The following is a 26,087-nucleotide window of genomic DNA, read 5'->3' as shown; positions in this document are numbered from 1 at the left end:
GGGAATACGGCCTATATTAAAGAGCGGGCTTCCGGTCCGGCCAAAAAGGGCCGGACCGGGCCTTAAGGCCTTATATGTAAAAGGCTTTTTTGAACTCTTGCCGCGCGGCGCTGCCTCGCGATTGAAGCCGATTGACCTGCCATGCCGAACAGTCTGGACCTCGAAGGCCGCCCCCAGGACACACGGATCGTGGTCGCCATGTCTGGCGGCGTCGATTCCTCGGTGACGGCTGCCTTGCTGAAGTCCGAGGGCTACGACGTGGTCGGCATCACGCTGCAGCTCTACGACCATGGGGCGGCCACCCATCGCAAGGGCGCCTGCTGCGCCGGCCGTGACATTCACGATGCCCGCAACGTCGCCGAGCGGATCGGCATTCCGCATTACGTGCTCGATTACGAAAGCCGTTTCCGCGAGTCGGTGATCGACAATTTTGCCGACAGCTACGCGCTCGGCGAAACGCCGGTGCCGTGCATCGAGTGCAACCGCTCGGTCAAGTTTCGCGACCTGCTGTCGACCGCGCGCGAGCTTGGCGCCAGCGCGCTCGCCACCGGACATTATGTCGCCTCGCGACGTCTCGCTGACGGATCGCGGGCGCTGGTGTGCGCCGCCGACGCCGATCGCGACCAGAGCTATTTCCTGTTCGCGACCACGCGCGAGCAGCTCGACTATCTGCGCTTTCCGCTCGGCGACATGACCAAGCCGCAGGCGCGCGAACTGGCGCGGCGCTTTGGCCTCGAGGTCGCCGACAAGCAGGACAGTCAGGACATCTGCTTCGTCCCGACCGGGCGCTACACCGACATCATCGGCCGCCTGAAGCCCGGCGCGATCGAGCCCGGCGACATCGTCGATCTCGACGGCCAAATTATCGGCCAGCATCAGGGCATCGTTCATTTCACCGTCGGCCAGCGCAAGGGACTGGGCATCGCGTCAGCCGCGCCGCTCTATGTCGTCAAGCTCGATGCCGCCAGCCGCCGCGTCGTGGTGGGGACCGCGCGAGGCGCTGCGGATGGACCGTATCCAGCTGCGCGACGTCAACTGGATCGGCGACGGCGCGCTGGAGCGCGTGATCGGCGCAGGCATCGAGATGTTCGTGCGCGTGCGCTCGACGCGTCCGCCGCAGCCGGCCTGGCTGCGTGCGGTCGACGGCGGCTATGAGGTCGAACTCGTCGCCGGCGAAGAGGGCGTTTCGCCGGGCCAGGCCTGCGTGTTTTACGACGCGCCCTCGGGGCAGGCGCGCGTGCTCGGCGGCGGATTCATCAAAAGTGCGACCGCGCGGAACGCCGCGGCGAGGGCAGGGGTGGCGGCAACTTCACCACCGCTTGCCGAGGTGATGCGCGGCTAAAAAAATGCGGGGCATAAGGGCGGGGGCTTAAGGGAATGACTGCGGACATCGACCGCGAGGGGGTCGAAAAGGCTTATGGGCGCTGGGCGCCGGTCTACGATCTCGTGTTCGGCAAGGTGTTCGAGCACGGCCGTCAATCGACGATCGCGGAAGCCGACAAGATCGGCGGACGCATTCTCGACGTCGGCGTCGGCACCGGATTGTCGCTGTCGGATTATTCGCGCAGCACCAAATTGTGCGGCGTCGATATTTCCGAACCGATGCTGCGCCGGGCGCAACAGCGGGTTCGCGCGCTCGGTCTCTCCAATGTCGAAACGCTCGCGGTGATGGATGCCAAGAATCTGGCGTTCAAGGATTCCTTCTTCGACGCGGTGGTGGCGCAATATGTCATCACCGCGGTGCCGGATCCCGAACGCACGCTGGATGATTTCATCCGCGTGCTGAAGCCCGGCGGCGAACTCATCCTGGTCAATCACATCGGGGCCGAAAGCGGCCCGCGGCGCGTCTTTGAACTTGCCTTCGCGCCATTGGCGCGGCGGCTCGGCTGGCGGCCGGAATTCCCCTGGGAACGATTGACCAATTGGGCTGCCAAGCATGGTGGCGTCAGTCTGACAGAACGGCGGCCGATGCCGCCGATGGGGCATTTTTCGCTGATCCGCTTCCGCAAGTCCTGAAATTGCAAGTCCTGAGATTGCAAGTCTTGAAATCAGCCGGGAACCTCCGCGGCCGCGGACCGTTTTCCCTGCATGGCAATAAAACGCTCGCTCTTTCTGTCGTGTGTTCTGATGGCGGCCTCCGGCGTGGCGGCGGCGCAGGCCCCGCCGAGTCCGGCCACTCCCCCGGCTCCGACCGCGCCGCCATCGCTCGCGCGGACCGCCAATTGCGCGCCGATGCATCCAGCGCCGCATTCCGGCGCGGCAGCACCGGAGGGCACCACCACCGGCCAGCGGGCCGAACCGCTCGGCGAAAGATTGGCCCGTTCCGACGGCGTACTGTGCCCGCCCGCCGGCATTGATCCCGAAATGCATGCACCGGCGCCCGGTGGCGGCAAAACGCCGGTGATTCCGCCGCCCGGCAGCCCCGGCGGCGACCAGTCGATCCGGCCCAAATAGCGCCGTTTGCAGGCACTTTTCGAACCAAGCAGGTTTGCTTGACAGGTCGGCGACCGACTCCTTATATGCCGCGCGTTCGCGACTGCGGTATATTAGAGCCGTGACGGTGAACCGTGGCGAGGTAGCTCAGCTGGTTAGAGCACGGGAATCATAATCCTGGGGTCGGGGGTTCAAGTCCCTCTCTCGCTACCACCTTTCCCCACACCCCTCGAACGTTGTGGGGGTAGGCCTGCTCCCCGAGCAGTGCGTTCAAGCGTCCGACTATCTCAACCGTGACCCCGCCCGGATGTGAGGGGTTCCGGAATACCGTTACTGTCTCGACGAGATCTCTGATTGCTTCCGCGGCCTCAGAATCCCCCGCATTTACGCCCTTCGACAATGCATCCTGAAGATGGGCCAGTTGTTGCTCATAGCGCGCAAGTACTGCCGGATGGAGCGAGATGACATCATCGACCGTGGGCTCGGCATTCAACTGCTTCGCGACCTGCTTCCGCTCTTCGTCTAAGACACTCGATCGCGGCCCGAGCACCGCTGGGTCACCGTGCCCTTTTGCTATCGCGTCCACGAGCCGGTAGATCTCGCGCTTGAGCTCGCCGAGCCGCAATTTGAGGTGAGCGCGTCTAGCATTCGTCTTGGCGGAAAGACGTTTGCGCTCATCATGGTAAGTGCGCACGTATTCGGCAATCACGCTTGGATGCCGCATCTCGGCCTTCAGGCCGGCAAGGACAGCACCTTCCACAGTCGTGAGATAGAATGTCTTTGCATCCCGACACGCACCACTCTCCGTTGCAGCTGAACAGCGGATGCGAATGCGTCCCGACTTATCCTTGCCGTTGGTTGACATCCCTGAACCGCATGCTCCGCAGCGGAGGAGACCGGACAGCATGTGGCGCGGCCGCCGCTGATGGTTCGGGTGGGTAATCCCGCGCGCCTGTTTGCGACTCTGCGCATCGTCAAATAGTTTTTGAGAGATAATGCGCAGATCTGGCACGTCCGCAGCCTGCCAGTCGTTCTTGGCGTTCGGACGCGATAGTCGCTTCCCTGTGTCAGGATCTTTGATCATCCGCACTTTATTCCAGACGAGCCGCCCCGCGTAGAGTTCGTTCTGGATTATGCCCGTGCCACGCCGCAGGTTGCCGTTAATTGTCGAGGCGTTCCATGAACGCCCGCGCGGCGGCGATATGCCTTCGTTGTTCAGATCGTATGCGATTTCACGAGGTGTCTTTCCAGCAACGTACTCCTCGAAAATCCGCCGGACGATTTTAGCTTCGGCTTCGACAATGATCCGCTTGCCCTTTTCGCCGACTGCAGGAGCATAGCCATAGGCCTTCCCACCTGCATTGAGGCCTTGGCCGATGCGACCAGCCAGGCCTCTGCGCACCTTGTGGGCATTGTCCTCGCGATATAGCTGACCCACCAGTCCGCGAAGTCCAACCAGGACTGTGTTCACGACGCCTTCGTGGACGGCACGTATTTCAATACCGAGAAACGAAAGCCGCTTATGGATACCGGCGAGGTCTTCCATATCGCGCGAGAGGCGATCGAGAGCCTCGACGACCACGATGTCAAAAGATCGGTCTCTTGCTTGATCCAATAGACGGAGTAAGCCCCCCGTCCCATTATGGAGCCGCCAGAGCGGGCTCTATCCTCATACACTTCGATGATGTTTATATTTTCGCGCGACGCGTAAGCCCGACAGAGCGTGATTTGGTCCTCGATCGATCTCTCGTTTTGCAGGTCCGTCGAGAACCGGGCGTAGATCACCGCTTTCTTGATTGAAGGTTCCGGTGCTGACCTGATCTCGTTCATGATCTTCCCTTGCCGCTTGGCGTGCCAATGCCCGTGCAAGGCGTAGAATCGCCTCATCCGGAATCGACTGCAAGGGCAATTTTGGTGTTCCGCGAGGCACGATCAAACGCTTCGCTGATGGCAACGGCACAGCATGATCGGTTGACCAGACTCACGCGAGTGCTGATTGCAAACCGCACGACTGATATTGATCTCATCTCTAGTCATACGCTAAGCGTGCAGCCGCGCGTATTCGGCTGAAAGTTCAAAATCCCTTTTGTCGTAGAATCAGAAACCGTAGCGTGCGAATCGGTCGGCGTCCTTTCGATGGTTTCGTAGACCCAAGTCGGCAGTACCAACAAAAGAGCACGAGGATCCAGGAGCGAACAATCTTCCGAGACGAGTAGGAACCTGAAACCAGACCGTTATGAGCGGCAGAATATCGATCACCTTCTTTTGCTGCGTTTTTGTTCGATTTCGATCGCGTTCGTTGCGTTCTGATGAAGTTGTTTCTGGTGCGAAACTGGTGCGGCGTTTCTGAAGCCTGATCCCTAACGGTTCTGTATTGAGACTTCAGCTGCACAATCGACGTGGGCCAACCCCTGCATCCCTGGGTCAAAATGGTGAGCGGCAGCTTCTGGCGCAAAGCGGTCCATCACGAAACATAGCCGACCGTTGACGGGCCGTGCGATGAACAAAGCAGCAGTGCGGGTTCGCCTGTTTGTGCGATATTGCCGCCAAGTCTACGATCAAAGAGGAGAGACCATGGCCCGATCGAACGGGAAACATTAATTTGCGGGCACTGGACTACGGCAATGAGCGACGAAGCGGGGCGTTTCTGGTGCGGTAGTTCAGTGGAGCAATGAAGCAGGACGAACTAACCCATTGATTTTTGGTGGGCCCGGCAGGACTCGAACCTGCAACCAGACCGTTATGAGCGGCAGAATATCGATCACCTTCGTTGATTTTGCTGCGTTTTTGTTCGATTTCGATCGCGTTCGTTGCGTTCTGATGAAGTTGTTTCTGGTGCGAAACTGGTGCGGCGTTTCTGAAGCCTGATCCCTAACGGTTCTGTATTGAGACTTCAGCTGCACAATCGACGTGGGCGAACCCCTGCATCCCTGGGTCAAAATGGTGAGCGGCAGCTTCTGGCGCGAAGCGGCCGTTAAAGGCGTGGCAATTCTGCATCCTTGGTGATGCGACGCGGTTCGAACAGAAAGGATTATGCTTGAGAAAAGCAGCCCGGCCTTGCAGGCCAGGCCCAAGTCTGGGAGGAAACCGTCACTCAAATGAGGTCAAGTAATACTAGCCGCCGGGCAACGAATGTGTTGGTGGCCTTGGCAGGAACAAAGATCGCACGTTGTGTGCAGCATTTTGTGCCGAAGCGGCGATTGAAACAGAAAAACTTCCGAATTTTAATTCGTTATGTCTGCACCATCGACCGTGCCATCCTGGTGGACGCTCGTTCCGCTTCAAGCGGACAGTAGGGAAATTGAACTGCAAGGCTATGAGGTATCGATTGAAGCGTTCTAACAAGTTCGCCAGCCGGGCAATGGTCTTAACTTACGTTGAAATTAGCATGCACGTCTACGTGCGGTGTCCCCAAAATCAAAGTCGAGTCTGGTTTTTCCGAAACCGTTGAGCTTTCGCACCTCGCCCTTGCAGCCTTCTCTCTATGTCTCGCGCCTGCGTAGCACGGTTTGATTTCAACGGGGCGCGATGAATCGATAGGAAGCATGGTCTTGTGCGAAATCTTTTTGAGTGCGAGGTTGGACTTGATGCTTGAGACGCCAGGAATTCTCGATAGTTTATTGACGATGAGGTCCTCAAGGTCCTCGATATCCGCCACCAGGACTCGAAGAAGATAGTCGCTGTCTCCCGTCATGAGATAGCATTCCATCACTTGGCTCATGCGATCAATTGCGCGAGTGAAATTGTCAAGCGACAGCTGAACTTGCTTTTCGAGCTTTATGTGAATGAATGCAGTGACACTGAGACCGAGCACGCAAGGATCGAGAACCGCGATTCGGCGATCAATGACGCCAACGTTCTCGAGATGTCTGACTCGGGCCAGACAAGGTGATGGAGAGAGATTTACCCGCGTGGCAAGTTCGACGTTCGTCAAACTCGCGTTCTGCTGCAGTTCGTTCAGAATTTTGATATCGATCCTGTCGAGTGACATCACGGTCATATCGTTGTCCTCCTAATGGACAAATGGCTCGGTACCGAAGCTTCTCCTCCGCGATTGACGCGAGGTGACATCTCCATGACGAGAATGCTAACTCGTCCTGACCGTGTAGAATTTCGACAAAATGCCGACTTATATCGAAAAACTGACAGAAGTGACCCAAGCTAGCCGCGTTTCTTCGCCCTAGGCGTTTGCTTCCAAGGACTACTCTATCGAAGGCTGTGTACGGGCGACGCTTCCGTGCCCCTTAAGCGGAAGCTTGTTGCAGCACAGAATAGGGCAAAGCCGAGCGTCGCAGGTCGTTTCTGTCGTCGAGTGAGGAAATAGCAGATTAGTTCGGCAGACTATTCGACGAAGCCTCGAATACGGTCGTGAACATGGACCGTTCCGATATCCTCATTATTGAGCGTGAACTCGACTTGGTCGTGATGACCATGAATCGCCCGCCCGCTAACGCCTTGAACAACGACCTCATTTCGAGTCTTTTAGACAATATCCGTGCGTTCGCAACCGAGCCGTCGCCGCCGGGCATAGTTCTAACGGGGAAGGGCGATCGCTTCTTCAGCGCGGGCGGTGACATCAAAGAAGTCGCCAGTGTCGAAATTGCTACCCCGCGATTGAGGGCTTTTCACGCGTGGCTCTGCGAGCTGGAGCGGTATCCGGGCCCAGTCGTTTGTGCCGTGCGCGGATATGCTGTCGGCGGCGCTTTCGAATTCTTGCTCCACGCTGACTACATTGTCGCCAACCAGGAATGTCAGGTCGGTTTCCCGGAAATAAATCATGGCCTTCTGCCGGCCGTCAAAGGTATGCGCCAGGCCGTGCAAATGCTCGGTCGTCGCGCGGCGCAATCGTTGTTGTACTGGGGCGAGCTAATCGATGCGTCGAAGGCAATAGAGATCGGGGCAATCGACGAGATCGTCGAAACCAGCAAAGTAAGGGATCGAGCAATCTCGGTTTGCCGCCAGCTTCGGGGAAAGGATAAGAAGCTCTTTGCCGCCATAAAGCGGTCGCTGAACTTGACCGGGTTGATGGACGATGATGCGCTCGACGCAATGACTATTGACGACCTAAAGGAATACCTCGGCGAGAAAGCTTCCGCAGACGCGCGCGCGCGCTTTCTGGCAAAAAACATAAAGCAATCCTGAATGACTACGACCGAGTATAATGACGAGTTGCGTCTCGAACTTATGACCTTTGAGGACGTCTCTGCCGCCTTGAAGCGTGGGTTTGATACAGTGGTTGTGCCATGTGGCGCAGTTGAGCAGCATGGGCCGCACCTACCGCTATGCATGGACGCTGATCATGCGGAAGCCTTGGCCGCCTTGGTCGCGCGGCGACTTGGTCGAACGCTTGTTGCGCCGACAGTAAGAGTGGGCTGTTCTTCTCACCATCTTGCGTTTGCCGGCACGATATCGTTTCGTCCCGAAACATTCGAGGCGATCTGCCGGGATTATTGCACGAGTTTGGCCCGCCACGGCTTTTCGAGAATTATTCTGTTCTCAGGGCATATCGGTAACTTCCCAATTCTCCGCGAGATACTTCCCCGATTGCGAAGCTGCGTAGCCCAGCCGATCAGGATCGACGCATTTGTCGATTCGGAGAGTTGGTTGGATCGATGGCGCAAGGCCGTTGAGATTTCCGGCGGCGATCCTGCGGCAGTAGGCGGGCACGCCGACATAGCAGAGACCTCGCTGATGATGAAACTTCGTCCCGACAGTGTGCGGGCCGACCGATTTGAGCCCGGCAACCTCGGTTTGCTATCGCAAGAGCAACTCAAGTTGATGTGGAAAGATGGGATCTCGTCGATCACCAAGAATGGAATCCTCGGCGATCCTCGCGGTTCGACCGTGCAGATCGGTGATAGCTGCCTTGAAGCGATAGCTGACCTCTTGGTCGGCTCCTTCAAATCGTAGAATCCATAATCGGCTCAAACATCTTAGCGTAACAGCGGCTGCGCCGAACCCTCGCCTGGGACGGAGCATCGTCGTCGCGCGCGTTCAACGTTCGCCGATACCCAACGCTTATTCAGAAATAAAGATCGACTTCCAGACCAGTCGTAGCCGCCAGCAAGTCCGCTGGGCGCGTTTCCATTCACCAGACAGCATAAAATTCGGAAAGTGGGGCGGGAGCGAACCGTATTCAGGGGAAAATATCGTCCGGTCTGCAGCATTGTGTCTTCGTCACGAACACCGGAAGGAAGTTAGAATGGCACTCAAATTTGGGTTCTGGTCGGAGCAGGAAACCCAGGTCGGGCACAGCTATGCTCGCAGGCTTCACGAACTCGTAGATGAGGCTCGTCTCGCCGAACAGATGGGCTTCGATTCCATCGCACTCTCGGAGCAGCACGTCGCCCTCGGCGGTATTTCCAGTTCAGCTCCTGAAGTAGTGTTCGGCTATCTCGCTGCGGTCACTTCGCGCGTCAAGCTGCGCTCGGCCGTCACCCTCATGCCCCAACGCATCAACCATGCCCTGCGCAACGCGGAGCGCTTGGCGGTCACCGACATTCTTTCGAATGGCCGGATGGAATTCTACGGCGGTCGCGCCAATACGACCATTGCGATGCGGGCGTTCAACGTCGATCCCTCAGAAACTCTTGCCCAGATGGAAGAGGGGATCGCATTGCTTCGCAAGTCAATGCGCGAGGACATCTTTACGTTTGAAGGTAAGTACTACCAGGTGCCGCCGCGTATGCTGGTGCCGAAGCCACTCCAGAAGCCGCATCCCGTGATCGGTATCGCTGCCACCAGTGAGCGTAGCCACAGTTGGGCGGGCTCAGAAGGCCTGGCCGTAATGAGCAGCTGCATCTACCAGGGGTGGGAAGCACAAAAGAAGCTGTTCGATGCCTACCACAAAGCATGGAAGCGGGACGAGCTTGGCCCGCTCGACCGCCCACGAAAGGGTATCCCGCTGTTTTTTGGAATCGGCCCCACGGATCAGAAGGCAAAGGACGATTTCGCCGAACCGTTGATGCACTACGCCCGCATCTCGACCGACGCGTACCCGCGCCTGGCTAAGCTCGCCGACGACTATGCATACATGAGCGAGAGCATTCCATCCATGGAGCGGGCAGGGCGGGACTGGGACTATCTCCTAAATCATTCCGCCACCACGGTCTGCGGCAGTCCGGAGACCGTGATCAGACAAATCGAGCAATACCAGGCGCTCGGCGTGGATGAGGTCCTGCTGCACCTCGACTCGGTGCCGCACGAAAAGATCATGGAGGCCATCGACATGGTCGGACGCTACGTCATCCCTCATTTCAACGACAAGAACAACGTTGTTCGTCCTACCGAGGACATTCTCGAGACTATTCGGGCGATGCGCCCGCAGAAGTCAGAGCCGTTGAAGGCAATACGATAAGGAACAAGAACATGTCGCAAGCGAACTACAAATTTCTCCTCGTCGAGAAGCGTCCAAGCGGGGTCGCTGTTGTCACGATGAATCGCCCCGAAATCCTGAATGCCGTCAATTGGGATATGCACGATGAGCTGGAGCAGGTGTGGGTTGATCTCGACAAGGATAAATCGGTCCGGGCGATCGTGTTGACGGGGGCCGGTCGTGGCTTCTGCTCGGGAGGTGATCAAAAAACCCTCGACAAGGGGACAATTCCGTCGGCGACCCGCGGTGGACGTCACCTCGTCCGGAACATACTCGAGGTAGAAGTTCCAATCATCGCCGCTGTTAACGGTGTAGCTGTTGGTCTTGGTGCGACGCTTGCTCTGATGTGCGACGTCATTTTTGCACATTCAACTGCCCGATTTGCCGATACCCATGTCACGGCCGGCGTTGTGGCGGGTGACGGCGGGGCGGTTATTTGGCCACTTCTGATCGGTCCGGCTCGCGCCAAGCATTACCTCATGACCGGCGCCTTTGTGTCCGCCGAGCAGGCTGCCTCGATGGGCATGATCAACGAGGTCGTATCAGATCGCGACGTCCGTGAGGTCGCCATCGAATACGCAGAAATGTTGGCCAGCGGACCGCGAGACGCGATCAATTGGACCAAGTATTCGGTAAACAAAATCGTCAAGGAGTTTACGCATCTCCTGCTCGATACATCCGGTGCGCTGGAAACCCTGACATTCGCAACGCCCGAGCGTCGCGAGGCGGTGGCGGCCTTTGCGGAGAAGCGTAAGCGTTTCGCGGAGCGGCAAAAATGAACGTAGCGTCCATCACCTCGGGCGCGCAGCTTGCCTCGGTAACGCTTCCGCAGCTTCTGCAAGCACGACTTACCGAACGGCCCAAGGCCGTCGCGTATCGCCAGAAGCGCGCCGGCGAATGGATCTCGGTGTCGTGGCAGGATTATGCGACAAAGGTATGCCGATTGGCATGTGCCCTTCAGAAGGCCGGACTCGAGCGTGGTGACCGTGTCGCCATCATGGGAGACGCGTCCCAGGAATGGTTGCTTGCCGACATGGCCACCATGTGCGCCGGCGCGGTTACCGTAGGCGTCTATTTCACGTCGTCCGTCGAGGAAGTTGATTATTACCTCGACGATTCCGGAGCCAGATTCGCCTTCGCAGGAGATGCGGTCCAACTACGAACAATGCTTTCGGCGGGCGGCGCCGCGGCGCTTCGGAAGATCGTCGTAATGGATCCGTCGTGGGACGGGGAACCTGGAGCTAAGAATGTTCTTTCGCTTGCCAAATTTCTCGAACCCATTTTGCTCGATTGCGACACGTTCCTTCGCGATCAGGTCTCGCTCGCCAGAGCAGACGAACTGGCCAGCATAGGTTACACGTCCGGTACGACAGGCTTCCCGAAGGGGGCAATGCTGTCGCACCTCTCATTGCTTGCTGGCGCTCATGTAGCGACGACTTTCTGCCCGATCATGCGGTCAGAGACGCAACGGCTTGTCGTTCACCTGCCGATGTCTCACACGGTTGCTCGAGCCCAGGCAACCACGTTGCCGCTACTGTCCGGCGTGGTTCCTCACTTCGGTGAAACGACCGCCGCGTTCGCACAGACAATCAAGGAAGTGAAGCCAACGTACTACATGGCTCCCCCTAGGTTCTACCAGAGGTTCGCGACCCAGATACTCAGCATGGTCAATTCGGCAAGCGTCAAAAGAAGGAAAGACTATCAACTGGCGATGCGAATCGCCCGCAAGGCACTCGACGATCGCCAGGCGGATAGGGCGCCGGACCCGTATTTGAGTGATCTCTTTCTCGCGTGCAGCAGGCACATCTTCCGCCCGCTGTTGGCGGAGGTCGGCTTTGACGAATTGAAGATCGCCTACACTTCATCTGCTCCGATGCCCTCTGAAGTCATGACACTTTGGCAGCTATGGGGCCTTAATCTTAAGGAATGCTACGGCCAAACCGAAATGGTGGGAGGCAATCTCGTCCAGATGGTAGACTGGCCGAAAGCCGGCAACGTGGGCATTCCCGTTCAGGATTCGGCTTGGGAAACCGCAATACTCGAAGACGGCGAGTTGATTGTTCGCGGACCGGGCCTGTTCACCGGATACTGGAACAAGCCCGAGGAAACGAAATCAACTCTGCGGGACGGATGGCTGTACACGGGCGACATCGCCGAGATCGGAGCGGACGGAAATTTCAAGCTGGTCGATCGGAAGAAGGAAATCATCAACACGTCCGGCGGAAAGACGGTGAGCCCGACTCAAATCGAGAATGAGATCCGACAAAGCCCCTACATCTCCGAAGCAGCGGTTATCGGAGAGGGCAAGAAATACCTGACCGCTCTTATCGAAGTCGATGCCACTGCGACAATGGATTGGGCTAAATCGCGGGACAACGATATCAAGCAGTACGCGGATCTCGCCAAGTCAGAGATCGTAGTGCGAATGATCGAGGGAGAGGTCGCCAAGGCCAACAATCGCCTGGCTCGCGCCGAGCAGATCAAGGCATTTCGCATCCTCCCTGAAGAGCTCTCTCCGGAAAACGGCGTCATGACACCGACGCGAAAGAAGCGGCGCAGGCAGCTCATGGAGCGATATCAATCGCTCATAGACACGCTCTACGACGAATCCGAGGAGAAGTTGATCAAGGCGCAGGTCGGTTAATCAGGGGCGGAAAGGTCAGTGCACGATGAAAGTAAAGCACGTCTATCTCACCGCTAGTCAGCCGGCGAGACTTGCGGAGTTCTACGAGAAGGCAGGTCTCTCCATCCGTTTCGCGGACGGTGAACGTTGGATCCAGTTTCGTACAGAAGGGGCCGCCTTCTGCGTTTCGGGAATTGAAGAATCTGCGGCGGCTGCGTCTTCAAATGCGGTCGTGGTCTTTGAGGTCGACAAGCTGGAACCGGTCCTCGACCGAGCTATCGCAGCAGGCGCCACGATCGTCGCTCCGGCTCGGGACATGGGTAGTCATGGACGAGTAGCGCAAATTTGCGACCCGGATAACAACGTTATCCAGCTCTTCGAAGCAGCGACGAAACCGAATGGATAGCATGATGCCGACAGCACTCTTGCATAAATCTCGAAGCGATCTTGCGGAGCGGAGCATGATGAACGAGTTGATGTCAGCGGATCCGACCGAGGGTCTCGATGGTGGTCACCTAATCGATGGTGTCTCCTTCAAGACGGCGCTTAGAAACGTTAGCGGGAGCGTGTCCATCGTAACATCCGGCCGCGCTCCGGAGCGGCATGGCCTAACCGTCACCGCCGCATCGTCACTTTGTGTCGACCCTTCGACCGTCATGATCTGTGTAAACAAATCGGCTGGCGCTCACGACACCATCGTGAAGACCAGGTGCTTCGGTTGGAACGTGTTGACCGTCAGTCATGTAGACCTCGCGAAAAAATTTGCGGGAATGGATGGAAGCAAAGGGGACGTACGTTTCAGTGATGGCAGGTGGACGGAACTGGTATCTGGCTCGCCAATCCTGATCGGTTCGCTGTGCAGTTTCGATTGCCAGGTCATTGGCATGCATCCGGTGGCAACCCACACGGTGTTCTTCGGAGCGGTGCTGGGCGAGGTGCACCAGGACAATTACGAAGGCCTCATCTACCGACACGGCAAATTCGCGGTTCCACAAGTCCTTCCCGAAATAGGCTGCTGAGTCTGCTTCGGAGCAAGCGTACGTCTTACAGGCACATATAACGGGGGAAGAACAGAGATGCGGGACATCATCGGTAGGGGTTTGACACGGCGAACCGTTCTGGGTGGCAGCCTTGCCGTGGCTGCCGGCTTGGTGCCGTGGCGGGCAGCCGCTGCCTCACGCACGGTCAAGGTCGGTTCGATCATGCCGAGTAGCGGCGTCCTGGCGTTTCCCGGGCAGTCCTGCGTTCGTGGCATCGATCTTGGAGCCAGATTTGCCAAGGAACGGTTCGGAGTCGAATTGGAGGTCGTTCACGCCGACACCCAAAGCAAACCGGAAAACGGTCGTATCGCTGCGGATAGTCTGATCAGGCAGGGTTGCACAGTGCTTATAGGAGCGTGGGATTCGGGAGCAACGATCTCCGCGCTGCAGGCCGCCGAGGCGGCAAAAGTGCCCATGGTGGTCCACATCGCAACCGCTACGCAGGTGACGTCCCAGGGATTTACCCAGGTTTTCCGGTTCTACCCGACCTCGTTGACAGTTGTCCGAAAGTCGCTCGTTGAGTTCAAGGCCATGCTCGCGGGGATTGATAATCCACCGCAAAGTGCCGCGGTGCTGCACTTGAACAACACGATGGGTCAGTCCACGGCGGCGAGCATCGATCAAGCCTGGAAAGAGTCCAACATCCCTGTAAGAATTATCGAATACATCCCCTACGACGAAAAAGCGCGCGATCTGTCCGTTGAGGTCGCGAAGGCAAAAGCGTCCGGCGCAGACTCATTGATCAGCGTCACGCGTGTCAATGACGCCATCATGGTGACCCGCGAATGCGTAAAGCAGGGATGGAATCCCAAGATCATTTTTACGCCCAATGGAAACGGCGTTCAGGACAAGGCGTACTACGAGGCGTTGGGTAAATATGCTGACGGCGCGTTGGCGTCGACCATGTACTACAATCCGAAAGCGCCGGACGCTGGCGCGATTATCAAGAGATTTGAGACGGATTACCCCAATCAGTGGCTGGATGCTAATTCCGGTTGTGCATTTGAAGCAGTACAGATTGTCGCCGATGCCGTAGTCCGTGCAAATTCGTCGGCTTCGGCGGACATCCATGCCGCGCTCAAAAAGACCGACATGGCGCCAGTTCTCATGAACAGCGGCAAGATCAAGTTCGACGAGACCGGTCAGAACATCAACAGTGCCATCACGATGCTGCAGGCGCAAAAGGGGAAGCCACGAGTTATTGCACCGCGCGACATCGCCGAGGCAAGCATTCAGTATCCTGTCCAGCCATTCGAGGCTCGCTGATGGCATTGCTTTGGACAAATGTCGTCTTGAGCGGCGTCCTGATGGGGTTGGTCTACGGGCTGATTGCGTTGGGACTTACCATCATCTTCGGCGTCATTCGCGTGGTCAATTTCGCGCATGGAGCTATGGTCGTATTTGGTCTTTACATCGGATACTTCACGGGATTGTGGTGGGGTATGCCCACCATCGTAGCGGCCCTGATCGCGGGCGCCCTGATGTTCGCGTTGGGATATTGCTTGGAAACCGTGATCGTCAAACGGTTCGTTACCAGGCCGCATCACGTGCAATTCATCGTATTTATCGGTCTGTCGCTGCTGTTTATGGGCGTGCAACTTATTTCATTCGGCCCTGATCCAAGGCCGTCCGTATCGCAGTTGTCGTTCCAAACCATCACCTTCGGCAGCATTCGAGTCGACCTGGCGCGTTTACAGGCCGCCGGCGCCACCACTGTCCTTATCCTGGCTCTGGCTGCCTTTCTGAAGTACTCCTCTTTCGGACGATTCATCCGAGCTGCGGCCGACAACCGCCTGGGTGGTCTGATAGTCGGTATCCCAATTCCGCAGATCTACGCAATCACGTTCGGAATTGGCACTGCCTGTGCCGGATTTTCCGGTGCGTTGATTTCGCCCTTGTTCGATGCGCAACCATATCTTGCCGTCGATTTCACGTTGTTGGCTTTCGTAACGGTCATCGTCGGAGGACTTGGGAGTTTCGTCGGAGCGCTGATCGGGGGATTAACGATTGGTGTGACTGAAGCGGTTGCGGCGCTCTTGATTGCCCCCTCCATGAAGACGGCCTTTTCCTATGGCCTGCTGATTTTGGTGCTCATTCTGCGTCCGAGGGGATTCTTCGGTGCCAAAGAAACTTGAACCCAATCGCGACCTTGCCCAGCTTGTGGGAAGCGTCTTCGTATTTCTTGTCGTCGCGTTGCTCGGGACAGTATTCAACCCCTACCTGATCTCATTGCTGACGATCGTGTTCCTGTTTGCGTTTATAGGGCAATCATGGAGTCTCATGTTGGGTCTGGGCGGCCAGCTTTCCATAGGTCACGCCCTATTCGTTGGTATCGGAGCCTATTCTGTCGCGGTGCTGAACATCAGGTACGGCCTCAGCCCCTGGATTGGTCTGGTTGTCGGGTCACTTATCGCGGGGGCAGTCGGAGCTGCCTTGGCATGGCTCAGCTTCCGGTTCGAGGTGCGTGGAATCTATTTCGGCTTGTTGACGATTGCTGCTGCTGAATTTGCTCGAGTTTTGTTCAGCGGGTGGGAGTTTGTAGGTGGAATGCAAGGTCTCTTCTTCCCCGCCCAATCGGGAGAAAACTCACTTTTGATGCTACGGGGCAACGCCAAATTCTACTATTTCGTCTCGCTCGCAGCGGTCGCTGCCGGAGTAGGGGTAACTGCACTCATACGAAGATCGTTCTTGGGGTATGTTTGGAGAGCGATGCGTGACGACGAAGATGCCTCAAGAGCGCTTGGGGTGAGGACGTTCCTTCACAAGGTGTTGGTCGTATCCATATCGGGGGCTTGGGCGGCCATCGGCGGTGGCTTACTTGCCTTGGTCCAGGGATCGATTTTCCCCGATTCGATAATGGGCATGGGTATCTCAGTCGACGTCTTGATAGGGCCTATCGTCGGTGGATTGGGAACTGCCTTCGGACCGTTGCTGGGAGCTCTGATCATAATTCCGATGGACCATTTGATGAGTTCTCTTAGCGATATGATCGGTGTGCCAGGATTGAACAACGTTGCCTACGGTGTCGTTCTCATCGCAGTTGTCTGGTTCATGCCGGATGGTATTTGGCCGCCGCTATTCAGTTTCTTTAGGTCGTTACGCGGCTCGTCGCGGAGCCATGCTGTTCAGGCGAAGGAAGTCAAACCATGACTAGCCTTCTCGAAGTTACCAATATTTCGAAGCGTTTTGGCGGGTTACTTGCGGTCGACAATGTAAGCTTCAACTTGAGAAGCCGCGGAGTCACTGCACTTGTCGGACCAAATGGAGCTGGCAAGACAACGTGCTTCAACCTTATATCTGGAGCCCTTCAGCCGACGGCCGGTACAATTCGCTTTGAAGGTGGTTTGATCTCCGGTCGCCCAGCCGAAGCGATTTGTCGTCTCGGAATTGGACGCACGTTTCAGATCGTTCGGCCAATGCGCGATATGACCGTTCTTGAGAACGCGATGGTGGGGGCCTTTAGTTGGACCAGGAAAGTCGCGGAAGCAAGAGAGACCGCGTTCGACTCGCTGGAGACCGTAGGTCTTGCCGGTAAGGCAAAATCGTCGATCAGTCAATTGACGCTGCCCGATCGAAAAATGTTGGAAACGGCGAAGGCGCTCTCGACGCGACCTCGCTTGCTGCTGCTCGACGAGGTGATGGCCGGGCTCCGTCCGACTGAGGCTGCGTCCGTGGTTCGTGTTCTGCGGCGTCTCGTGGAACGAGGCCTGACAATCTTGCTCGTCGAACACGTGATGCGAATCGTGATGGAAGCCGCCGAGAACGTAGTTGTTCTGCACCACGGTGCAAAGATTGCCGAAGGAACTCCAGAATACATCGTCAAGCACCCGGAAGTTCTCGCTGGATACCTCGGAGATGGGTTCGGTGGCTAAAGATCCAGTACTAATCCTAGACCGCTTGAGCGTGAGTTACGCCGGATCGGTAGCCCTCAATGGCGTGTCGCTCGCTGTCCAGGCGGAAGAGCTTATCTGTGTCATTGGCGCCAATGGCGCCGGCAAGACTTCTCTGATCAGAACGATCGCCGGCATTGTACGTCCATCGAGTGGACGAATCCGTTGGTGCGGCAGGGACATCACGGGGATGTCGCCTTGGGAAATCTGCGAACTCGGTATAGCCCAGGTCGCGGAAGGCCGGGAGCTCTTTCCTTCACTCACCGTGGAGGAAAATTTGCTGATTGGCGGATCCCTAAAGCGAGCCCGCGGTCGGCGAGATGTCAATCTGCGGCGCGTTTATGAGCTGTTTCCAAAGTTGGATGAGCGGCGTCGTCAGTCTGCGGGAACTTTATCGGGCGGCGAACAGCAAATGGTCGCGATAGGCAGGGCAATGATGTCCGAGCCAGAAATGATAATGCTGGACGAGCCATCAATCGGACTTTCGCCCGTATTGACCGGTGTGATGTTCAACGTCGTCAAGGCGCTTCACAGTCAGAAAATAACGATTTTGTTGGTCGAACAGAATGTAGCCAGCTCGCTCTCAATTGGCGATCGGGGCTATGTACTCGAAAACGGAGCCGTCGTCCTCGATGGAACGGGAAAGGATCTGCTCTCTAACGACGAAGTCCGACGCGCCTACTTGGGACTGTAGTCGAAGGGTTGCGGTCCAGCCATTCTGGACCGTTCCGCGAGAAAGCGTCTCGGGCTTGTGCCCATCGTCTTCTTGAACATCGTGATGAAAGCGCTCGGTGACTCGTATCCTAAATCCAGCGACACGGTTTGGACAGAGGCTCCCGCAGATAGGCGCTGCAAAGCGACCAGAATGTGAAGTCGCTGGCGCCAACGCCCGAAGGTCATGCCGGTTTCTTTGAAAAGCAACCGTGCAAGAGTGCGTTCGCTCATTGCGTATCGAGCGGCCCAGTCTTCGACGGTGCTGCGGTCTCCTGGCTCGCGCAAAAGCGAAGCTGCTAACTGCTGAAGTCGGATATCCGCCGAGATTGGCAGATACATCTGTTCGGTCGACATTTGGACCAGTTCGTCAAGGAGAACACAGCCAAGTCTGCTAGTTGGCCCTTCCATCGGATAGAGCGGGGGAAATACGGCAAGCCTATGTATTAACTCTCGAACGAGAGGCGATATCGTAAAGGTGCAGCAAAAGTTCGGAAGCTTAGTTGCGGATGGATCGATGAAGACGACGTAAATCCTGCCGAAATCAGCGACACAGTTGCTGTGTAGTACGCCTGCTGGAATCCAAACCGCGCCTTGAGGCGGCACGATCCAGAGTCCTCCCGTAGTGCGGCACATGACCGATCCTCGGGAAGCGACTACAAGCTGGCCCTTTTGATGGGAATGAAGCGGAAGTTCATCGTCGTTCTGGCCAGCCTCGAGGCATAGGGAGACGACAGGGCGATCGAAGTGATCCGGATCAATGGGAGTGTAATTGATCTGCAGATCCGGGATTTTCATCCTTGGTAGAGGATAATCGTCGTCAACGATGAATGTCTGCATTGCTTTCGCTCGCATGCGTCAAAACGACGTCAAACTACCACCATTGGCCCAGGCGAGGGTCACCTAGCTCACAGGAACCGTCCCCATTGCACAGCATAGCGGCCTAGGGTAGCTGCGGCCACGAAAAACGACGGGGAGACGCGTTGCCCTGCGGCCCCTGATGCGGGCAGCCGCGCTCCAGGACTCGTGCCCGATTACAATCCACCCGAACAAGAACCCCTCGTGTGGCCAGCCACCAGCTCACGCGTTACTTGGAGAGGGCGTGCTCCTGTCGCTTGTCCCTACTGGGCGGGTGACCATAAAACTTCTTGTATGCTTGAGCAAAGGCGCTTTCGTTGGCATATCCGACCTCGATCGCAATATCGAGGAGACGGCTTCCACGATGCTGTAGTTCGAGCGATCGTGCCATGCGAACGTAATGACGCCATTGCTGGAATGAGAGGCCGGTATGTATATGAAAAAGGCGCTGTATTGTCTTCTCACTGGCACCTACGACCCGTGACCAGGTTGTCAAGGAACGTTTGTCGGCGGGGTTCGCTTCTATAGCGCGGCAGATTGGATTTAGGCGGCGTTCTCCTGGGTATTTCTACGGCTCGGTTCAGATGCACAGCGTGCTGCATCTCATCCATTAATATTTTTGCTCTGTCTCGGTCTGCGGCTCGACGGTCTGGATCCCGAAACCATGACTCGGCGTCAAGAATGAGCTCTCTGAATAATGGCCGCACTTGGAGAATCTGCGCAGAAGGGCCGTGGAAGAAGGCGGGATCGACGTAGACGCTGTGATACCGATATGTCTGATTGAGAATGACAGAGTGCAGTACGTTGCTTGGGATCCACGCAGCCCGGTCGGGCGCCAGACGGATAACCTTATTGTCCAGTTCCAGAATCAGGACGCCAAGCTGCGGATAAATAAGCTGGCCTTCGAGATGCTGATGAATGGGCCCGTCCACCTGCTTGCCCTCGCGGACAATCGATACCAATGGTGCTTCAGAGGCTGAACTGAGAAACATCATTATGCGATTGTCCGCTTTTAGATGAAGTTTGACCGATTTAAACGGGTGAAACGGGTAGCCCACGCGTACCTTCAAAGCACAGAAGACAACAGCTGGGGGCTAATGCTGAGCAGATCATAACTCCGTCCGGTGCCGGCACACAATGCATTTCCGAATGAAACTATGATCGAAATTGCCGCCAACTCTCGAACGTGCCGCCACATTCCGAATGGTGGTTTGTTGTCGACGAAGATCCTAAGCGGAACTTGCGCAAAGGTGCGGGAGGTTTTGTTCAAGGCGATCGTTTCGAGTGAGCGTGTTGTTCGGAGTTGTCGTTCGGTGTCACTCTCTCGCTCCCACATCGCATTGCCGCCGACCACAAAGGCAGAATTTATGGCGACCGCGGCATGAAAACGACGCTCACGCAAACTGCGTCTCACTGGGGCGTGTACAACGTCGAGACGGGCGAAGCGGGTGCGATCCTCAACGTGCATCCGTTTGAAGGTGACCGCGAACCGTCTGTTTTGATCCGGGGCCTTCAGAGCATGGTGCGCAGTTCGTTGCGGATCGACCAGCCCTACGTGCGTCAAGGCTATCTGCGCAACCCCGGTGCCAAAGGTCCGCACAATCGCGGTGGCGAACCGTTCGTCCCTGTCTCTTGGGATAGAGCGCTGGATCTGGTCGCCGACGAATTCCGCAGAGTAAAGGCCGAACACGGCAACGAGGCCATCTATGGAGGGTCCTACGGATGGGCGAGCGCCGGGCGGCTCAACCACGCGCCGAGTGTCCTCAAGCGCTTTCTTGGCCTTTATGGCGGCTATGTCGACAAGCGTGGCAACCACAGCTTCGGGGCAGCCCTAGCGCTCATGCCGCACGTGATCGGGTCTGCCGACATCCCCGACATGGTGACGTCCTGGCGTAGCGTCATCGAAAACAGCGAACTCGTGGTTATGTTTGGCGGTGCGCACGTCAAGAACATGCAGATCGATTCCGGCGGAGCCGTCACGCACGAAAACAACTCAGGTTTCATGCGCGCGCGTGCTGCTGGGGTCAAGTTCATCAATATCAGCCCGTCGAAGCGCGACCTCACGGATGCCGTAGAAGCCGAATGGCATATGATCCGCCCGGGCACCGATACTGCGATGATGCTGGCGATCGCCTACACGTTGGCCGTTGAGAGACTGCTCGACCGAAGGTTCCTCGACCGCTACTGCGTTGGATACAAGCGGTTCGAACGTTACCTTCTCGGCGAAACCGACGGCCAGCCAAAAACACCGGAGTGGGCTGCGGCCATCACTAAGGTCGATGCAAGGTTCATAGTCAAGTTGGCACGGCGGATGGCCTCGTCGCGGACGCTGATTGCAACAAGCTGGTCCGTCCAACGCGCGGATCATGGCGAACAGCCCGTATGGATGACCGTAACGTTGGCGGCCATGCTTGGGCAAATCGGGAGGCCCGGCTGCGGCTTTGCGCTGGGATTCGGTGCGACGAATGGGAGCCTGGCGTCGCGATTTAAGGATATCCCGCGTCCGACCATTTCGCTGGGCCCCAACGCCATCAAATCCGTCGGGCCGGCGGGCCGTACCAATGACTTACTGCTTCGACCCGGGGATGAGCTTGACTTCAACGGCATGAAGATGAAGCTCCCGGACATTAAGCTGCTCTATTCGGCCGGCGGCAACCCATTTCATCACAACGCTAATATCAACCGGCTCGTGCAGTCGTGGCAGCGGCTCGACACGGTGATCGTCAACGAGCCATGGTGGAATCCGGCGGCCAAGCACGCCGACGTCGTCTTTCCGGCAACGACGACGATGGAGCGCAATGACATCCTTGCAGCCGAACAGCAAAGCGCTTGGATGGCGATGAAGAAGGTCATTGAGCCGTACCGGGGAGCCCGCAACGATTTTGACATTTTTGCAGATCTCGCATCGCGCCTCGGTATCGGAGACGCCTACACCGAGGGGCGCGACGAGATGGCATGGCTCCGGCATATGTACGATGAGGCGAGATCGACGGCCGTCGAACGCGGCTATGGACCGCCGCCCTTCGATGAGTTTTGGGAGAAGGGGAGCTACCACTTCCCACTCCCTCCGTCCGACAACCCGCTGCTCGCCGATTACGTCGAGGATCCCGTCGCCAATCGACTGAAGACGCCTTCGGGCCGGATTGAAATATTCTCGGAGAACGTCGACAGTTTCGGTTACGACGATTGTCCGGGACACCCGACCTGGCTCGAGCCCGCGGAATGGCTCGGGTCACCACTCGCCAGGCGCTTTCCCTTTCACCTGCTCTCCAATCAGCCCTCGAAGCGGCTGCACAGCCAACTTGATGCATCACCGGAGAGTCGTAAGACGAAGATACAGGGTCGCGAGCCGATCGAGATCGCGCGCGTCGACGCAACAGCCCGCGGATTCAAGGACGGCGACATCGTCCGAGTATTCAACGATCGCGGTGCGACGCTCGCCGGCGTGCGGGTAGTCGACGATCTCTTTCCGAGTGTCGTGATGATCGCGACAGGCGCATGGTACGATCCCCAGTACCCGGGGCATCCGGGTTCGTTGGAGAAGCATGGTAACCCCAACGTCCTTACCCTAGACAAGGGCGCGTCCCGAGTCGCGCAGTCCATTGCGGCACAAACTGTCCTCGTCGGCATCGAGCTCCACGAAGGTCCGCTACCAGAAGTTACCGCGTTCGACAGACCGCCAATCATCGACCAGCCGCCCGATAATGAAACGCTCAAGCAATGACGAGTGGGCTGACCTTGCGAACAGCTGAGCGGTTTCGATTCGCTCGTAATCCGTTCGTCCACAAGACGAGGGGCTCTTGGCCCCGCAACTTATCCCAAAAGGCCACCGGCCCACGTGGAGGACCAAATGCAATCCGGATCATCGGGCAAAGGGAGAGGGACTATGCAAGAAATCAAGAAGGGCGGCCTGACGCGCCGGATGTTACTTGGTGGCAGTTTCGGTATTGCCGCCGGTCTGATGCCGCGGCGCGTGATGGGCGCGCCGCCTAAGGTCAAGGTCGGTGCCATCATGCCGAGTAGTGGAATTTTTGCTTTCCCGGGCCAGGCTTGCGTTCGCGGTATTGACCTCGGAGCGAAGTTCGCAAGAGAGCGATTCGGTGTGGACATGGAGATCATTCACGCGGATTCGCAGAGTAAGCCGGAGAGGGGACGCGTGGCCGCAGAGGGCCTGATTAGGCAAGGTTGCACAGTTCTTATTGGGGCGTGGGACTCAGGTGCTACCATCTCAGCCCTTCAAGCTGCCGAGGCCGCTAAGGTTCCTATGGTGGTTCACATAGCGAGTGCCACACAGGTCACATCGCAAGGATTCACTCAGGTTTTCCGCTTCTATCCGACGTCATTGACGATTGTTCAACAGTCATTGAATGAGCTTAAGACCATCATTTCGACGATCGATAATCCGCCCAAAAGTGTTGCTGTCGTCCACTTGAACAATACGGCGGGTCAGTCAACGGCGGCGAGCATAGACCAGGCTTGGAAAGACGTTGGTGTCTCGCTGAAGATCGCGGAGTATATTTCTTACGACGAAAAAGCACGAGACTTATCCGTTGAAGTCGCGAAGGCGAGGGCGTCCGGTGCGGAAGCGCTCATGTCCGTGACACGAGTCAACGACGCCATCATGATCATTCGTGAATGCGTGAAACAAGGTTGGAACCCCAAGCTGATCTTTTCTCCAAACTCAAACGGCGTCACCGACAAAGCTTACTATGATGCGCTGGGCAAGTATGGTGATGGCCAGATCCTATCGACGATTTGGTGTAACCCGAAAGCTCCTGATGCCGAAGCAATACTTAAGAGGTTCGAGACCGATTATCCTGACCAATGGATGGACGCCAATGCAGGATGCGCTTTCGAAGCGGTGCAGATTGTTGCAGATGCTGTCGTCCGTGCAAATTCACCGGCTTCGCCTGATATCCACTCTGCGCTCAAGATGACCGATATGACGCCGATCCTCATGTACAGCGGTAAGATTAAGTTCGATGCAACAGGTCAAAACATGAACAACGCCGTGACCATCCTTCAAGGGCAAAGGGGCAGGGCGCGCGTCATTGCACCGCGGAGCATCGCCGACGCAGGCCTGCAGTATCCGCTCCCACCGTTTGAGGCTCGATGAGAGCATCGCTACGGAATAATAAGCTTCATCCCGGAATCGAGTTAGGACGAGCGTGCTTAGTCAGTCGGTCTGTTCTATAACGTCAGACAGGTGAGCGGCCGCTTCTGGCGCAAAGCGGCCGCTGAGATGTGTGAAACTTGATCTAGCTAGCTTTCGCTGGCTGGACCTAGCTTAAACTTCCCCATGATGGATTGGAGCGAGTGTTTAGTTCTTTCAAATAGTTAGAAGGCGGCGTGTGCACGACGTGTGCACCGAGAGGTCAAAGAAAATCCAGGGACGAACAACGTGAGCAGGTTGAACTGAACGCGCTGCGGACGTTCAAGCTATTTGCGGGATCAACTAAGAACGCGCCGCGCGTCTAGGATCTGACTGTTCCGTCCACCATCACTTCGATGAGCTTGGTGCCCGGCCGATTGAAGGCCGATGAAAGAATCGACGGCAAGTCGTCCCCGACGGTAACGCGCACGGCCTCCACGCCGAGTGCCTTGGCCATCGCCGTGAAATCAACGGACGGATCCTTGAAATCCATCCCGACGAAGTGGTCGTCGCCGTGGAATGCGAGCAGGCGCTGCTTGATGATCCGATAGCCGCCATTGTTTATCAGCACTACCGTCAGCGGAAGCTTGTGATGCGCTGCCGACCACAGCGATTGAATTGAATACATGGCGCTGCCGTCACCCACATAGCATACGACGGGTCGCCCCGGATTGGCGAGGCTGGCACCGATGGACGCCGGAAGTCCCCACCCGATTCCTCCGGATGCGAGGGCATGGTAGCCGTAGCGGTCCCGGTGCGCCCGCAGAGATGAGATGTAGCGAGACGATGTCAGGCCCTCGTCAACCAGGATTGCGTTTTCAGGCATGGCCTCGACGACTTGAAGAGCAAGCCAGTCCGGATCGATGGGATATTCTGTGCCCTTCGCTGAGATTTGAGCGACTAACTCCCGACGCTTCGAGGACCAGTTATTGGCCGTCAATCCGTCCAGGCCGCTTCGTGCCCGGCTGCGCAATGCGGCGCTACCAACTGACTCGAGAGCTGGAATCAATACACGCAGCGTTTCCCTGACGTCGGCCTTGAGCGCAATTTCGACCGGAAAGTTCTTGGCCAGGTCAAAGTCGACAAGCCCGATTTGGACAATCGACATCCCTTCAGGGAGAGGTGCGCTTTCGCTGTAAACCGACATCCGAACCGGATCCGCGCCGAGCACGATCAGCAAATCGTGAGCGCCGATGATTGTACTGGTCTGCCTCTGGACCCGCGGCAACGGCCCCATGAAGCAGGCATTCTCAGACAGGAAATGAGCGCCGTAGGCGATGGTCTGTTGGTAGACGGGGCATCCGAGGGTCGTTGCAAGGCACGCAGCCTCTTCGAGGGCGTTGCTCTTTACGATCTCGTCCCCCACCACGATCACCGGGCGGTCGGCTGCCAAAATCCGACGAGCCAGCGCCTCGAGCCCTTCGGCGGACGGCGCAACGCGCGTATCGACCCGCGTCGAGTGGCCCAGCTCGATGCCGGCTTCCGCGTTGAGGATGTCGCCGGGAAGCGAGATGAATACGGGTCCCGTGGGGGGAGTGGTTGCGATCTTGGCCGCCCGGCGCACGATGCGGGGCAGGTCTTCGAGCCGAGTAACCTCGACCGCCCATTTAACCAGCGGCTCGGCAATCCGGACAAGCGGTTCGTACAGCAGGGGCTCCATCAATCCATGGCCCTGCTCCTGCTGTCCTGCAGTGATAATCATCGGTGTACCGGTGAACTTCGCGTTGTAAAGCGACCCCATGGCGTTGCCGAGACCCGGTGCGACATGGACGTTGCAGGCGACCAGGCGGCCGGATGCCCGGCTGAATCCGTCGGCTATCGCAACCACCAGGCTCTCCTGCATCGCCATGACATAGGTCAGCTCCGGATGATCCTTCAGCGCGTGCATGATGGGAAGTTCGGTCGTGCCGGGATTTCCGAACAAATGGGTGATGCCCTCATCCTTCAGCAGGGCCAGGAAGGCCGAGCGGCCGGTGACGCGATTCATGGGTGGCTCCGGTTCATT

22 protein-coding genes, 1 tRNA gene and 2 pseudogenes are annotated in these 26,087 nt (G+C 57.4%); 18 read left to right on the top strand and 7 right to left on the bottom strand.

The genetic code is table 11. From position 1 onward, the window contains the following. The first annotated feature begins 141 nt into the window (after nucleotides 1-141). The 4 genes and pseudogenes from mnmA to ABIE49_RS13375 all read left to right on the top strand — a co-directional run bounded on the left by mnmA (nucleotide 142) and on the right by ABIE49_RS13375 (nucleotide 2,646). Nucleotides 142-1,342: pseudogene (gene mnmA, locus ABIE49_RS13390) on the top strand (tRNA 2-thiouridine(34) synthase MnmA). A 35-nt stretch (nucleotides 1,343-1,377) separates the two neighbouring features. Continuing rightward, nucleotides 1,378-2,016, top strand: coding sequence for a class I SAM-dependent methyltransferase (locus ABIE49_RS13385; RefSeq protein WP_192737539.1), 639 nt, complete (start codon nucleotides 1,378-1,380; stop codon nucleotides 2,014-2,016). A gap of 72 nt (nucleotides 2,017-2,088) precedes the next feature. Further along, entirely contained in the window at nucleotides 2,089-2,454 is a 366-nt protein-coding gene (locus ABIE49_RS13380) for a hypothetical protein (protein ID WP_192737538.1), read from the top strand. A 115-nt stretch (nucleotides 2,455-2,569) separates the two neighbouring features. Continuing rightward, nucleotides 2,570-2,646, top strand: a tRNA-Met gene (locus tag ABIE49_RS13375). Here the strand turns inward: ABIE49_RS13375 and ABIE49_RS13370 are convergent. The 3 genes and pseudogenes from ABIE49_RS13370 to ABIE49_RS13360 form a co-directional block, all read right to left on the bottom strand. Then, a complete protein-coding gene (locus ABIE49_RS13370; RefSeq protein WP_354067481.1) occupies nucleotides 2,603-3,298 on the bottom strand; it encodes a hypothetical protein in 696 nt (231 codons plus the stop codon). The genes ABIE49_RS13375 and ABIE49_RS13370 overlap by 44 nt on opposite strands. A 147-nt stretch (nucleotides 3,299-3,445) precedes the next feature. Next, nucleotides 3,446-4,263, bottom strand: a pseudogene (locus tag ABIE49_RS13365) (recombinase family protein); the annotation flags it as partial. Nucleotides 4,264-5,800: 1,537 nt separating this feature from the next. Further along, nucleotides 5,801-6,433: an Lrp/AsnC family transcriptional regulator gene (locus tag ABIE49_RS13360; protein WP_210337379.1), complete on the bottom strand. Its 633-nt coding sequence runs from the start codon at nucleotides 6,431-6,433 to the stop codon at nucleotides 5,801-5,803. Nucleotides 6,434-6,807: 374 nt separating this feature from the next. On the opposite strand from ABIE49_RS13360, the gene ABIE49_RS13355 reads away from it, so the two are divergent. The 12 genes from ABIE49_RS13355 (at nucleotide 6,808) to ABIE49_RS13300 (ending at nucleotide 18,055) form a co-directional block, all read left to right on the top strand. Beyond that, the gene (locus ABIE49_RS13355; protein ID WP_192737537.1) at nucleotides 6,808-7,575 is read left to right on the top strand and encodes an enoyl-CoA hydratase/isomerase family protein; all 768 of its coding nucleotides are present in this window, start codon (nucleotides 6,808-6,810) and stop codon (nucleotides 7,573-7,575) included. Further along, complete coding sequence (locus ABIE49_RS13350; RefSeq protein WP_192737536.1) at nucleotides 7,576-8,343, top strand: creatininase family protein; 768 nt, start codon at nucleotides 7,576-7,578, stop codon at nucleotides 8,341-8,343. A 292-nt stretch (nucleotides 8,344-8,635) separates the two neighbouring features. Beyond that, a complete protein-coding gene (locus tag ABIE49_RS13345; protein ID WP_192737535.1) occupies nucleotides 8,636-9,790 on the top strand; it encodes an LLM class flavin-dependent oxidoreductase in 1,155 nt (384 codons plus the stop codon). 11 nt (nucleotides 9,791-9,801) lie between these two features. Further along, nucleotides 9,802-10,587 (top strand): enoyl-CoA hydratase/isomerase family protein, encoded by a 786-nt coding sequence (locus ABIE49_RS13340; RefSeq protein ID WP_192737534.1) that lies wholly within the window; start codon nucleotides 9,802-9,804, stop codon nucleotides 10,585-10,587. Next, entirely contained in the window at nucleotides 10,584-12,452 is a 1,869-nt protein-coding gene (locus ABIE49_RS13335; protein WP_192737533.1) for an AMP-dependent synthetase/ligase, read from the top strand. Before ABIE49_RS13340 ends, ABIE49_RS13335 begins: the two co-directional genes overlap by 4 nt. Nucleotides 12,453-12,477: 25 nt before the next feature. Next, the gene (locus ABIE49_RS13330) at nucleotides 12,478-12,837 is read left to right on the top strand and encodes a VOC family protein (protein WP_192737532.1); all 360 of its coding nucleotides are present in this window, start codon (nucleotides 12,478-12,480) and stop codon (nucleotides 12,835-12,837) included. A 55-nt stretch (nucleotides 12,838-12,892) separates the two neighbouring features. After that, on the top strand, nucleotides 12,893-13,450 hold the full coding sequence (locus ABIE49_RS13325) for a flavin reductase family protein (protein WP_354066818.1): 558 nt from the start codon (nucleotides 12,893-12,895) through the stop codon (nucleotides 13,448-13,450). A 57-nt stretch (nucleotides 13,451-13,507) separates the two neighbouring features. Then, nucleotides 13,508-14,737, top strand: coding sequence for an ABC transporter substrate-binding protein (locus tag ABIE49_RS13320; protein WP_192737531.1), 1,230 nt, complete (start codon nucleotides 13,508-13,510; stop codon nucleotides 14,735-14,737). Next, on the top strand, nucleotides 14,737-15,606 hold the full coding sequence (locus tag ABIE49_RS13315; protein WP_192737530.1) for a branched-chain amino acid ABC transporter permease: 870 nt from the start codon (nucleotides 14,737-14,739) through the stop codon (nucleotides 15,604-15,606). The genes ABIE49_RS13320 and ABIE49_RS13315 overlap by 1 nt, the downstream gene beginning before the upstream one ends. Then, nucleotides 15,590-16,621, top strand: a complete 1,032-nt coding sequence (locus tag ABIE49_RS13310; RefSeq protein WP_354066817.1) for a branched-chain amino acid ABC transporter permease — start codon at nucleotides 15,590-15,592, stop codon at nucleotides 16,619-16,621. Before ABIE49_RS13315 ends, ABIE49_RS13310 begins: the two co-directional genes overlap by 17 nt. Next, nucleotides 16,618-17,343, top strand: a complete 726-nt coding sequence (locus ABIE49_RS13305) for an ABC transporter ATP-binding protein (protein ID WP_192737529.1) — start codon at nucleotides 16,618-16,620, stop codon at nucleotides 17,341-17,343. The genes ABIE49_RS13310 and ABIE49_RS13305 overlap by 4 nt, the downstream gene beginning before the upstream one ends. Continuing rightward, complete coding sequence (locus ABIE49_RS13300) at nucleotides 17,327-18,055, top strand: ABC transporter ATP-binding protein (protein WP_192737528.1); 729 nt, start codon at nucleotides 17,327-17,329, stop codon at nucleotides 18,053-18,055. Before ABIE49_RS13305 ends, ABIE49_RS13300 begins: the two co-directional genes overlap by 17 nt. Here ABIE49_RS13300 and ABIE49_RS13295 read toward each other — a convergent pair. The 3 genes from ABIE49_RS13295 to ABIE49_RS13285 form a co-directional block, all read right to left on the bottom strand. Further along, a complete protein-coding gene (locus ABIE49_RS13295) occupies nucleotides 18,040-18,912 on the bottom strand; it encodes a helix-turn-helix domain-containing protein (RefSeq protein ID WP_354066816.1) in 873 nt (290 codons plus the stop codon). The genes ABIE49_RS13300 and ABIE49_RS13295 overlap by 16 nt on opposite strands. Nucleotides 18,913-19,159: 247 nt before the next feature. Beyond that, nucleotides 19,160-19,426 (bottom strand): helix-turn-helix domain-containing protein, encoded by a 267-nt coding sequence (locus ABIE49_RS13290; RefSeq protein WP_354066815.1) that lies wholly within the window; start codon nucleotides 19,424-19,426, stop codon nucleotides 19,160-19,162. Then, on the bottom strand, nucleotides 19,392-19,988 hold the full coding sequence (locus ABIE49_RS13285) for an AraC family ligand binding domain-containing protein (RefSeq protein WP_354066814.1): 597 nt from the start codon (nucleotides 19,986-19,988) through the stop codon (nucleotides 19,392-19,394). The genes ABIE49_RS13290 and ABIE49_RS13285 overlap by 35 nt, the downstream gene beginning before the upstream one ends. A 323-nt stretch (nucleotides 19,989-20,311) precedes the next feature. Here ABIE49_RS13285 and ABIE49_RS13280 point away from each other — a divergent pair, with 323 nt between their 5' ends. Together ABIE49_RS13280 and ABIE49_RS13275 are read left to right on the top strand one after the other, a co-directional pair. After that, complete coding sequence (locus tag ABIE49_RS13280; RefSeq protein ID WP_192737526.1) at nucleotides 20,312-22,654, top strand: molybdopterin-dependent oxidoreductase; 2,343 nt, start codon at nucleotides 20,312-20,314, stop codon at nucleotides 22,652-22,654. Between the two features lie 162 nt (nucleotides 22,655-22,816). Continuing rightward, nucleotides 22,817-24,046 (top strand): ABC transporter substrate-binding protein, encoded by a 1,230-nt coding sequence (locus tag ABIE49_RS13275; protein WP_192737525.1) that lies wholly within the window; start codon nucleotides 22,817-22,819, stop codon nucleotides 24,044-24,046. A 358-nt stretch (nucleotides 24,047-24,404) separates the two neighbouring features. On the opposite strand, the gene ABIE49_RS13270 is transcribed toward ABIE49_RS13275, so the two are convergent. Continuing rightward, nucleotides 24,405-26,069 carry a thiamine pyrophosphate-binding protein gene (locus ABIE49_RS13270; protein ID WP_192737524.1) on the bottom strand — a complete coding sequence of 555 codons (1,665 nt, stop codon included), beginning with the start codon at nucleotides 26,067-26,069 and terminating at the stop codon, nucleotides 24,405-24,407. Between the last annotated feature and the right edge of the window lie 18 nt (nucleotides 26,070-26,087).

Source organism: Bradyrhizobium sp. OAE829 (genome assembly GCF_040546575.1).
Classification (GTDB): domain Bacteria; phylum Pseudomonadota; class Alphaproteobacteria; order Rhizobiales; family Xanthobacteraceae; genus Bradyrhizobium.
Note: the sequence above shows the minus strand (reverse complement) of the source record. Positions and strands in the feature narration are given on the sequence as shown.